Annotated in this window: 6 protein-coding genes and 2 pseudogenes; 3 read left to right on the forward strand and 5 right to left on the reverse strand. The window is 40.2% G+C overall.

All coding sequences use genetic code 11. The features are described 5' to 3' along the window. Positions 1–334: 334 nt before the first annotated feature. Positions 335–1,300 (reverse strand): annotated as a pseudogene (locus tag F6K22_RS20625) (IS5 family transposase). Between the two features lie 20 nt (positions 1,301–1,320). On the opposite strand from F6K22_RS20625, the gene F6K22_RS20630 reads away from it, so the two are divergent. The 3 genes from F6K22_RS20630 (at position 1,321) to F6K22_RS20640 (ending at position 2,469) form a co-directional block, all read left to right on the forward strand. After that, the gene (locus F6K22_RS20630) at positions 1,321–1,545 is read left to right on the forward strand and encodes a helix-turn-helix domain-containing protein (RefSeq protein ID WP_293101983.1); all 225 of its coding nucleotides are present in this window, start codon (positions 1,321–1,323) and stop codon (positions 1,543–1,545) included. Positions 1,546–1,621: 76 nt separating this feature from the next. Further along, positions 1,622–2,236: an RNA-guided endonuclease InsQ/TnpB family protein gene (locus tag F6K22_RS20635; protein ID WP_293101994.1), complete on the forward strand. Its 615-nt coding sequence runs from the start codon at positions 1,622–1,624 to the stop codon at positions 2,234–2,236. After that, positions 2,164–2,469, forward strand: a complete 306-nt coding sequence (locus tag F6K22_RS20640; RefSeq protein ID WP_293101986.1) for an RNA-guided endonuclease InsQ/TnpB family protein — start codon at positions 2,164–2,166, stop codon at positions 2,467–2,469. Before F6K22_RS20635 ends, F6K22_RS20640 begins: the two co-directional genes overlap by 73 nt. A gap of 121 nt (positions 2,470–2,590) precedes the next feature. Here F6K22_RS20640 and F6K22_RS20645 read toward each other — a convergent pair whose 3' ends face one another. The 4 genes and pseudogenes from F6K22_RS20645 to F6K22_RS20660 form a co-directional block, all read right to left on the reverse strand. Continuing rightward, positions 2,591–2,728 (reverse strand): hypothetical protein, encoded by a 138-nt coding sequence (locus F6K22_RS20645; protein WP_293101988.1) that lies wholly within the window; start codon positions 2,726–2,728, stop codon positions 2,591–2,593. A gap of 222 nt (positions 2,729–2,950) precedes the next feature. Next, positions 2,951–3,715: a hypothetical protein gene (locus tag F6K22_RS20650; protein WP_293101991.1), complete on the reverse strand. Its 765-nt coding sequence runs from the start codon at positions 3,713–3,715 to the stop codon at positions 2,951–2,953. Between the two features lie 513 nt (positions 3,716–4,228). Then, on the reverse strand, positions 4,229–8,230 hold the full coding sequence (locus F6K22_RS42285) for a trifunctional serine/threonine-protein kinase/ATP-binding protein/sensor histidine kinase (RefSeq protein ID WP_363274024.1): 4,002 nt from the start codon (positions 8,228–8,230) through the stop codon (positions 4,229–4,231). Continuing rightward, a pseudogene (locus F6K22_RS20660) lies at positions 8,204–9,272 on the reverse strand (ATP-binding protein); the annotation flags it as partial. The pseudogene F6K22_RS20660 and the gene F6K22_RS42285, both read right to left, overlap by 27 nt.

Raw genomic sequence — 9,272 nt, forward strand, 5'->3', positions numbered from 1 at the left:
AGTACTTAATTTTGATATTTGTACGGTTTTATGTACTGATGTTAAGTATAATAATATTTGTAATGTTATTATTTGAGATGGACTCAACTTTTGTTCGATCTGGTTTTGATCAAAGCCTAATATATTCTCTTTTATTAATTTTTATTTGTAATTACCAACCCTTTTTGATCGGATTTTTAACTGTTTTGCCAGTTATTTGAATAAATAATCAAGCTACTGTGTGGCGCGATACTGCGCTCCGCAACGCTCCGCGAACGCACCACACCCCCATCTATTCTCAATAATAGTGGGATTTTAGTTGAACTATTCTTCAGCTTATTTGATAAGTCCACCTCTATATATAGCTTTCAGCTACCTTGTCACCCCGTGAGCTTTCTGGCTTACAATCCTGTATCATACGATTAAGTATGGCACATTGTATGAACAACTCCACTGCCTGATTGTCGAATTTCCGTCGTCGCAACTTACCCCCAAATATTACTTTCAACCTAAACATAGTTGTTTGTGACACAGAACGTCTATGGTATCCACTCTCACGTTTCCACTTTTTACGTCCTACTCTAAGGTTCTCATCCCTGGCATGAGGTGGACTCTTACAGTTGCCATGATGCCATATTACTGCATTTTTACGGGGCGCTATGGTCGGTTTGGCTCCTCTATCAGAGGCTTCGGAGTAGCACTTGCGTTTATCATAGGCTCCATCACCTGAGACTTGAGCTATCTCGCTTTCTACCACCTCTAGTAATTGGCCGAATACTTGGTCGTCACGCTTCACGTTACTACTAACTACTGCACTGAGTATTTCCCCTGTTGCCTCATTTACACCTAGATGCAACAAAGCCCATGTACGACGTTTACGCGACAACCATGAATTCTAGTTTTCCACTCTCCTTCTCCATAGACTTTGACTCCAGTAGAATCTACCACTAAATGAATAGGCTCTTTGGCTGGCACTACTGGAATATCAATGTTCATTTTTCCTAGACGCCGACACAAAGTGCTGTGGTCTGGAACTGCTAGCTCTATTCCCAGAGCGAGAAAATATAGATTCTAAAAAACCTTCAGTTTGACCTCCAGCCAAGCTAAACAAAGATTGTAATGTAGCCATCAATTCAATAGCCACATTACTGTAGGTGTTTGATGCTCCCTTGCGTCCTGTTTTCTGTTGGTTGAGCCATTGCTCTATAACATCTTGACTTAGCCAAAATGTCAAACTTCCTCGTTGCTTCAATGAGGCATCGTACTCAGACCAATTTTTGACCTTGTACTTAGACTTAGACTTGGACTTGGACTTACTCATATCTACTGACTGGTACTATCTTGAATATTACATATACCCTTTTAATCATCTTTTGTGCAACAAAGCCGCTAAAACTTAACAATCAACAAAAAACAATACTAGCCAAACACGCAGGAGTAGCTCGCCATGCTTATAACTGGGGATTAGCAACTTGTATAAAAGAGTACGAAGAAACTAAAAAACGCCCAAGTGCAATTACCTTGCATAAACGTTTAGTAGCTGAAGTCAAATCAATTAATTCCTGATATTATCAGGTATCTAAGTGTGCACCAAGGGCAAGCATTAAGGGATTTATAGAGAGCATTTAAAAACTTTATAACTATTCCTCAAGGTGGTTTTCCGGTCTTTAAGAAAAAAGGTAGAAAAGACAGTTTTTACTTGGAAGGAAGTATTAAGATTTTCCAAGGAAACTACATACAACTACCAAGAATAGGAATAGTAAAAACTTATGAAATCTTACCTTCAGTACCAGTAAAAAACGTCACCATATCCAAACGAGCAGATAGTTGGTACATCAGTTTTAAGTACGATTTTGAATCCTATCCAACTCAAAAGCCACGAGAAACTATTGGCGTAGATATAGGCATAAATACTTTAGCAACCTGTTCTGATGGCAGTAAATTTGCTAATGTCAAAGCCTATAGGCAAGCTAAAAAACAATTAGTTCGTCATCAACGTGCAGTCAGCAGAAAAGTTATTGGCTCCAAAAACCGAATTAAAGCAGTAAAAAAACTAGCAAAAGTCCACAAAAAAGTCGCTGATATCAGAGCAGATGCACTACATAAACTCACTTCATGGTTAGCTAAAAATCACAGCACCATAATAATTGAGGATTTGAATGTTAGTGGAATGCTCAAAAAGCGGTGCGACCCTGCGACGACGACAGCTCGCTTGCGGAAGGCGCACCAAGAGATCACAAACTGGCAAGTGCCATAGCAGACTGTGGTTTTTATGAATTCAAGCGCCAGCTTACATACAAATGTGAATGGTTAGGTAGTGAATTAGTCATAGCTTCGAGATTTTACCCAAGTTCTCAAATATGTTCAAACTGTGGGCATCAACAGAAAATGCTGTTACACTTGAGAACTTATGAATGTAGTCAATGCGGTTTTGAAGTTGAAAGAGATTTGAACGCTGCTGTCAACTTGAAAAACTATGTGTATCAGTAGCTTGAATTCCAAGCGAATTTAAGCCTGTGGAGAAGAAGGGACGTTGCATGCAACGTCCGTACGCAGACTGCGGTCAGTGGTATATGCGTGAAGCAGGAAGCTAGCTCCAAAGCTCATGCCACTATGTATGGGTAAGTTTGGGTAAGTTTAGTAGAACGGCAAGTTCATCAACTCCTTTGGAGCGATCATGCAGCAAATCGGCAATTCCTAAGGAAGCTGCAACATATATCGAGCGAAAAATCCAGACGCTGTTAATCATCTGGAATAAAGCCTGTTTTGATTCAGTCATTAATGCTACCAAGCTCTACATGAGGGTTAAACTGAATGAAGGGAAGGTTTGGGAATCCCTGAAAATAGGGTCGGCAGGATATATTCATAAAAACTGGAAGTATAGATAATTTTCCGGCCTGCTCTACGATAGATTTACATTTTTGAGATGCACCCAGAAACTGGGTCAATTATTAATCAAAACTGTGTTGATTCAGGCACTCACGCCACTAAGCTCCATAAGAGGGTTAAACTGAGTGGAGGGAAAGTTGGGAAATTCTTGAAAATCAGGATATTTCTGAGCGTAGTCGAGCAACTCACTAAAAAACTTCTCAAACATTGTAAACACCTGCTCGACAATAGCAATTGCGTCTTGTTCTTGAGCCTCGGTGAGTTCTATACTCTCCATAATATCTTGAATCTGTCCATCATGAATAGAATGTGAGCTGTCCAAGGTTAAATGAGTTCCTCCAAAGTACATATAATTCATCTGAGTGGACTTCTTCAAATCTTGGATAAGTACATCGGTTGATTTGAGAAAAATATCGGCAGTAGCCTCGATTGCCTCGATCATAATTAGTTTCTGCGTTGGGTTTGCAAGTCTAGAAGCTATGGCATGGAGGCTATATATTATGCGCCTGCTAGGAAGATTATCTTTATGAAATAGATATTTAAGAGCATCTGCAAACTTCATTTCAAAATTAATACCCAACATTTCTAGATCGTGGATAAAAAACATCCAATGTTTATCATCCTCCCTTGTATGCTGATTGATGAGCAATTGGATAGGATCTGTACTGGTTTCAGTTCTGAGAACCTGCTCATTTAGCTCTGCAAATCCCATCACAAAAAAGGAAAATGCTGGTGCAAACGCCAAACGCGTTGCTGGATGAATGGTTTTATCTGTTATGTGCAAAAAAAAAGGTAGTTCAGCAAATGCCTGCTTCTTTGATTTAATTAGCCCAAGGATTTTATTCATTTTTAATTTAATATACTTTAATCATTTTAATAGTATTGTACTTTCTAACTTTCCGGATGACAATTAGTAATTATACGGTTTAGGAGAGCATAATGTCCGTGATTTATCCCATACTCTACTATTTTCATCTTCGGCATTGATAATTTTGGCTATAATTTTTCTTGAAATTGCGATTTCCCAAATCCTAATTTAAAAACATTTTATATTTGACAATAATTAATTATTAATTATTGAAAAATTTATATTTCATATTCATTGATCTTTCTCATTAGTCAAATTCTCAGAAAAATATTACAGCAGTTTCGGAGTTGATGAGGTACACAATTTTAGGACCTTAGGGAACAGGGAAAATACCTTAATTTTCTGGTGTACCTCACCATCCGCGCAAAGTGCTGTAAGTGTTTATGCTTAATTATTTACTCCTATTGACCAATATTATTTTCTCCTGACTCCTAACTCCTGACTCCTAATTTTTTATGCTACGTTTTGAAGTACCGAATGTAGGTTCCAACTTTAACTTAAGGGTAGAGAAATAATAAATTCCGTTCCCTTGCCTAATTCTGAATCACAAATTATCTTTCCTCCATGTTTTTCTTCAACAATTTGTCGGGCGATCGCCATGCCCAACCCCGTTCCTTTTCCGACTTCTTTTGTCGTAAATCCCTGATCGAAAATGCGTGCTTTCACTTCTTCTGGCATTCCCATCCCATTGTCAGAAATTTGCACAATTACACTCTTTTTCTTTTCACTTAATGCCGTTCCCATGGTAATGCGATTGTGTTCTTTTTCTATCTCTTGATAGGTTTTTCCAGCATTACTTTGATCTAAAGCATCGATCGCATTGGCCAATAAATTCATAAACACTTGATTGAGTTGTCCGGGATAACATTTTATTTCTGGAATATCGCCATAGTTTTTCACAATTTCAATAGCGGGGCGTTCTTGGTTGGCTTTGAGCCGATATTTAAGGATTAAGAGGGTGCTATCGATACCATCATGCACATTAAACTCAGTTTTTTTATAGGTATCCGTGCGAGAAAAGGTTCGCAGAGATTTACTAATATTGCGAATTAGATCGCATCCTGCTTGCATCGATGCAATTAGTTTTGGGAAGTCTTCAGCAATAAATTCTAGATCTAGCTCTTCAAGTTCTTCGACGATTTCATCGGAAAGGTGGGAATGTTCTTGATAGAGAGAAAGTCCTGCTAATAAATCTTGCACATATTCTTGTGCAGCGTGTACATTCCCGCCAAGAAACCCAATGGGATTGTTGATTTCATGAGCAATCCCGGCGACCAGATTCCCCAAAGTTGCCATTTTTTCACTTTGTACTAATTGCAACTGTGCTTGTTGCAAATCTATTAAAGCTTGTTGTTCTTTCTCGTATAGTTGGGCGTTTTGCAGCGCTATTGCAGCTTGGGAACAGAGCAAATTCAAAATTTCGATGCGATCGCTGGTAAATGCCCCCCTGGCTTGATTATTTTCCAAGTAGAGAATGCCGATGAGTTGACCTCGGTCAATTAAAGGCAGACATAATACAGACTGGGGTTGATGCTGTTGGATGTAGGCATCTCCAGCATAGTCGTTGACTTCTTTGGCATTCTCTAGGACGAGATGCTCCCTAGTGTTTTTCACCCGATTTATCAGGGTTAAAGGCACATTGTGACTGCTCTCAACAGGAATGTTTATAACAGACATTTCCTCTCCAGTCCCATGGGCTGCCAACATAAGAATATCTTTTTCAAAGATCATGATGGCAACGGTTTCGGCTCCTGCATTTTCTTGGATTACTTGCATTAAGTTAGCGATGGTGCGCTCAAGGTCTATTTCTTCGGAAAGGCTGCGGGATGCTTTCATAAGGGCGGCTAAATCTAACAGTTTTCCGGTGGAGGTGCTAGTACTGGAAACCCTTCCTTTGGTAATAGTAGTTATCATGCTGTTGGCACTCAAACCCAATTGTTGTCGTTGGAGAATGGGGGAGAGCAGTTGAGGATAGCGTTTCTCTAGATCGTCGGTTTTCGCTTTGGCTCCCCACTTAGTATAACAATAATAGGCTTTTTGCAAATATGCCTCGGCAATGGTTTCTTTGCCCCATTCAAGGTAGAATTTAGCAGCGAGTTCGTTGGCTAAAGCTTCTTCTTGGATATATTCATTTTCTTTCGCTCCGGCAATGGCGCGATCGTATAGTTCCATCGCTTCCAATTTCTGTCCTAATACTTGAAATTTTTCCGCTTCTACCAAATCTACTTTATGTTGATGATTCATCGGAGCATGATTTGCCCACTGCTGTTGTAACTTGATTTGGTTTTCTGTTACCTTTTCTATTGTATCTGATGTCTCCGATGGGAGAAAGCGGAGCATTGCTATCAAGCTCAAAGAATCATAAAAATAAAATACAGGTTCAGTAGCCGCTCCTAGAGTAGCCACTAAATATTTTCTGCCTTCCACCGCATGATATCGAGTGGATTCCACTTCCCCAAGCAAATAAGCTAGCATGAGCTTATACAGGTGGAAAAAATATAGCCCCCATAAGTCATTAGCTGCCGTTAGATCGGGAATTAATTCTTGTTCTTGGAAAGCTTTTCCAGATAAAATCAAGGGCGTTTCTGGATTCTCTAGTAAATTTAAAATAGATTGCCAATAGATTCGACACCAATTTCCTGTTGTTAATTGATTGAATTGGACTAACGAATTACAATACGAGCAAACTTGTGGCTCTAAACTTTCTAGGGGTTGACCGCTCAAAAAAGAATACAGACAAAAGGCTTGAGCTGCATAACCGACAAATTCTAAGTTACCAACTTCTAAAGCAGTTGTGTAAACTTCTTGCATCAGAGGTAGCGTTTTTTTGAGATGAGATTTGCGATGCAAAAGAAAAAGCGTAAAGACAAACAAAACACGTGCTTTGAAAGTTTTTGCATTGAGTTTAGAGATGACTTTAAGGGCTAATTCCCCGAATTTTACTCCTTTTTCTATTTGTTGAAAGCTACTGAGAATGACCCCATAACTAACATAGCCAAAACCACCTTCAGGGCTATTACCAAATTGTAGGGATAGTTTAATGGATAAGGTAACAACTAATACATGTAATAGAGGTGCTGCAATATAAGTGGCAGGCATAATACTCGCGGCAATTTCCAGAATAACGATTTTTTCGCGGTTCGTTATTATTGGTAGGTCAACCAAGTCTTCAATATCTCGATCTCCCATTATTCGCTCGATTTCAGCAATCTCGTTTTTCGTGTCTTCTAGTGTGGGAGATTCAGGAAACATTATCCCCATCTGCTGCAAAAAATGTTGTGCGCTCCTAATGGCTTCAATGAGTTTATTTTGAGCAGCATATGCTTGAATTTTAATGCGATAAACCGTTACCTGTTCTATTAAAGATTTTGCCTCCAGAATCACTGTTTCAATATACCGTTCCATTGCCGTAAAGTCGCCACATAGAGAAGCAAATTCCGCAGCTAAGTTATGGAAGATTAAACTGATTTTATATTGAGACTGCCAAGGGTTTTCTCCTAGCAAATAGAGTCCGATCTTGGCATATTCTCGACCAGCTTGATAAGCTGTGGACGATAGAGCTTTGCGACAAGCAATAAGATTCAGTTGAGCCAGTTGATCTCGCTTGTTTTGCTCGGTGATTAATGTCTTGCCATAGTTTAATTGACCAATCAGATCGAAAATCCGACCTTCTCTATTTTCTAAGGGAATGGTTTCAAGTAGGAGTTGTCCGATACGATAATGAGTGATTTCTTTGTGCTCTTCAGGAATCAAAGAATAGGCCGCTTGTTGGACGCGATCGTGTAAGAAGCGATAACCGACGGCAATGCTATCCGCTTTTTCTTCGTCTTTTTCCCTTCCTTGGAAAAACTTGTAGGCTTCTCCGAGCGGTACCACCATCCTTTCCTGCAAAGCAGGCCAAAGTTCGGCAGCGACTTCCTCTAAAGCACTTTCCTGAACGATCGCCAACGTCTTCAAATCAAATTGGTTACCAATGCAAGCCGCCAACTTCAATATCTCTTGCGTCCCCTCCGGTAGCTTTTGCAAGCGTCCCGCCATAAATTCCACCACATCATCCGTCAGAGACGCATCTTGTACCTTGACCAAATCGCATTCCCAATATCCGCACTGGCGATTAAATACAATTAATCGATCTTCATATAATCCTTTTAAGAACTGGGTGGTAAAGAACGGGTTACCTTTGGTTTTCCTATAGATTAACTCTGTAAAAGGAGCAGCCACCTCCATCGGACAAATGAGCGTTTCCGCCACCAACCGATTGATATTATCTTGAGCCAAGGGAGCCAGAGTAATGGTTGAAATAGCTGCTTCTTGTTCTCTTGGTGCGCGTTCCCTCTCTTGGTCAGCATTCCCTCTCTTGGTCAGCATTCCCTTGCGCCTGTCGGCGACGCGGGGTATGACCGCTTGCGTCTTTTGCCGACGCGGGGTATGACCGCTTGCGTCTTTCGCCGACGCGGGGTCGCACCGCTTCTCTAACTCTGCTAAAGTTAGCATCAAAGGATGAGCAGGAAATACTTCGTTATCTCTATATGCCCCCAGCAACAGTAAATAGCCCGTCTCATTATCTCCCATTAATACCTTCATCAGATTTAATGATGCCGAATCTGCCCATTGCAAATCGTCTAAAAACATCACTAAAGGATGTTCTTTTGTGGTGAAAACTGCAATAAACTTTTGAAACAGGAGATTAAATCGGTTTTGAGCTGCATTCCCAGATAATTCTGGGGCGGGAGGCTGTTTATCAATCACCTTTTCTAGTTCCGGGATCACATCAATGATCGCTTGTCCATTAGTCCCAACCACTTCCAGGATTTTGGTTTTCCATTTTTGCAGTTCGGCATCCGATTCTCCGAGTAATTGCTCCATCAAACTGCGGAAGACTTGCACGAAGGCACTGAAGGGAATATTTCGATTGAATTGGTCGAATTTTCCTTTGATAAAGTATCCTTTTTCTTGAGTGATGGGTTTATGAACTTCATTAACAACCACTGTTTTCCCGATACCGGAATATCCCGCTACTAAAATCAGTTCGGTTTTTCCTTCTGCTACTCTTTCAAAGGCATCAAGGAGCATTTGTACTTCTTTTTCCCGTCCGTAGAGTTTTTCGGGGATTAAAAACCGATCGCTCCTATCCTGTTCTCCCAAAGCAAAAGGTTTTATTTTTCCAGTTTCTTGATATTGAACGTAACATTTTTTCAGGTCAAATTTTAGCCCTAAAGCAGTTTGATATCGCTCTTCAGCATTTTTCGCAATCAATTTTAAAACTATATTGGCTAAGGGAGTCGGAATTTGGTACTCAGGAATTGGAGGAGGCTTTTTCGCTATGTGTGCGTGGACGAGTTCCAGGGGGTCTTCGCTTTCAAAAGGGAGTTTTCCCGTCAGGAGTTCGTAAAAGGTAACACCCAGGGAATAAAAATCGCTGCGATAGTCTATCCCTCGATTCATCCTTCCAGTTTGTTCGGGAGAAATATAGGCAAGGGTTCCTTCTAAGATATTGGCAGTTTGCAAACTTTGGGTTTCTTTCGGAAGTAATGAT

The sequence above is a fragment of the Okeania sp. SIO2F4 genome (assembly GCF_010672385.1).
Classification (GTDB): Bacteria; Cyanobacteriota; Cyanobacteriia; order Cyanobacteriales; family Microcoleaceae; genus Trichodesmium.

Bases quoted from the DNA above. Each gene is read 5' to 3' on its own strand.
- F6K22_RS20645 (WP_293101988.1), bottom strand. From the start codon at position 2,728: ATGATTAACAGCGTCTGGATTTTTCGCTCGATATATGTTGCAGCTTCC.
- F6K22_RS20650 (WP_293101991.1), bottom strand. From the start codon at position 3,715: ATGAATAAAATCCTTGGGCTAATTAAATCAAAGAAGCAGGCATTTGCT.
- F6K22_RS42285 (WP_363274024.1), bottom strand. From the start codon at position 8,230: ATGCTAACTTTAGCAGAGTTAGAGAAGCGGTGCGACCCCGCGTCGGCG.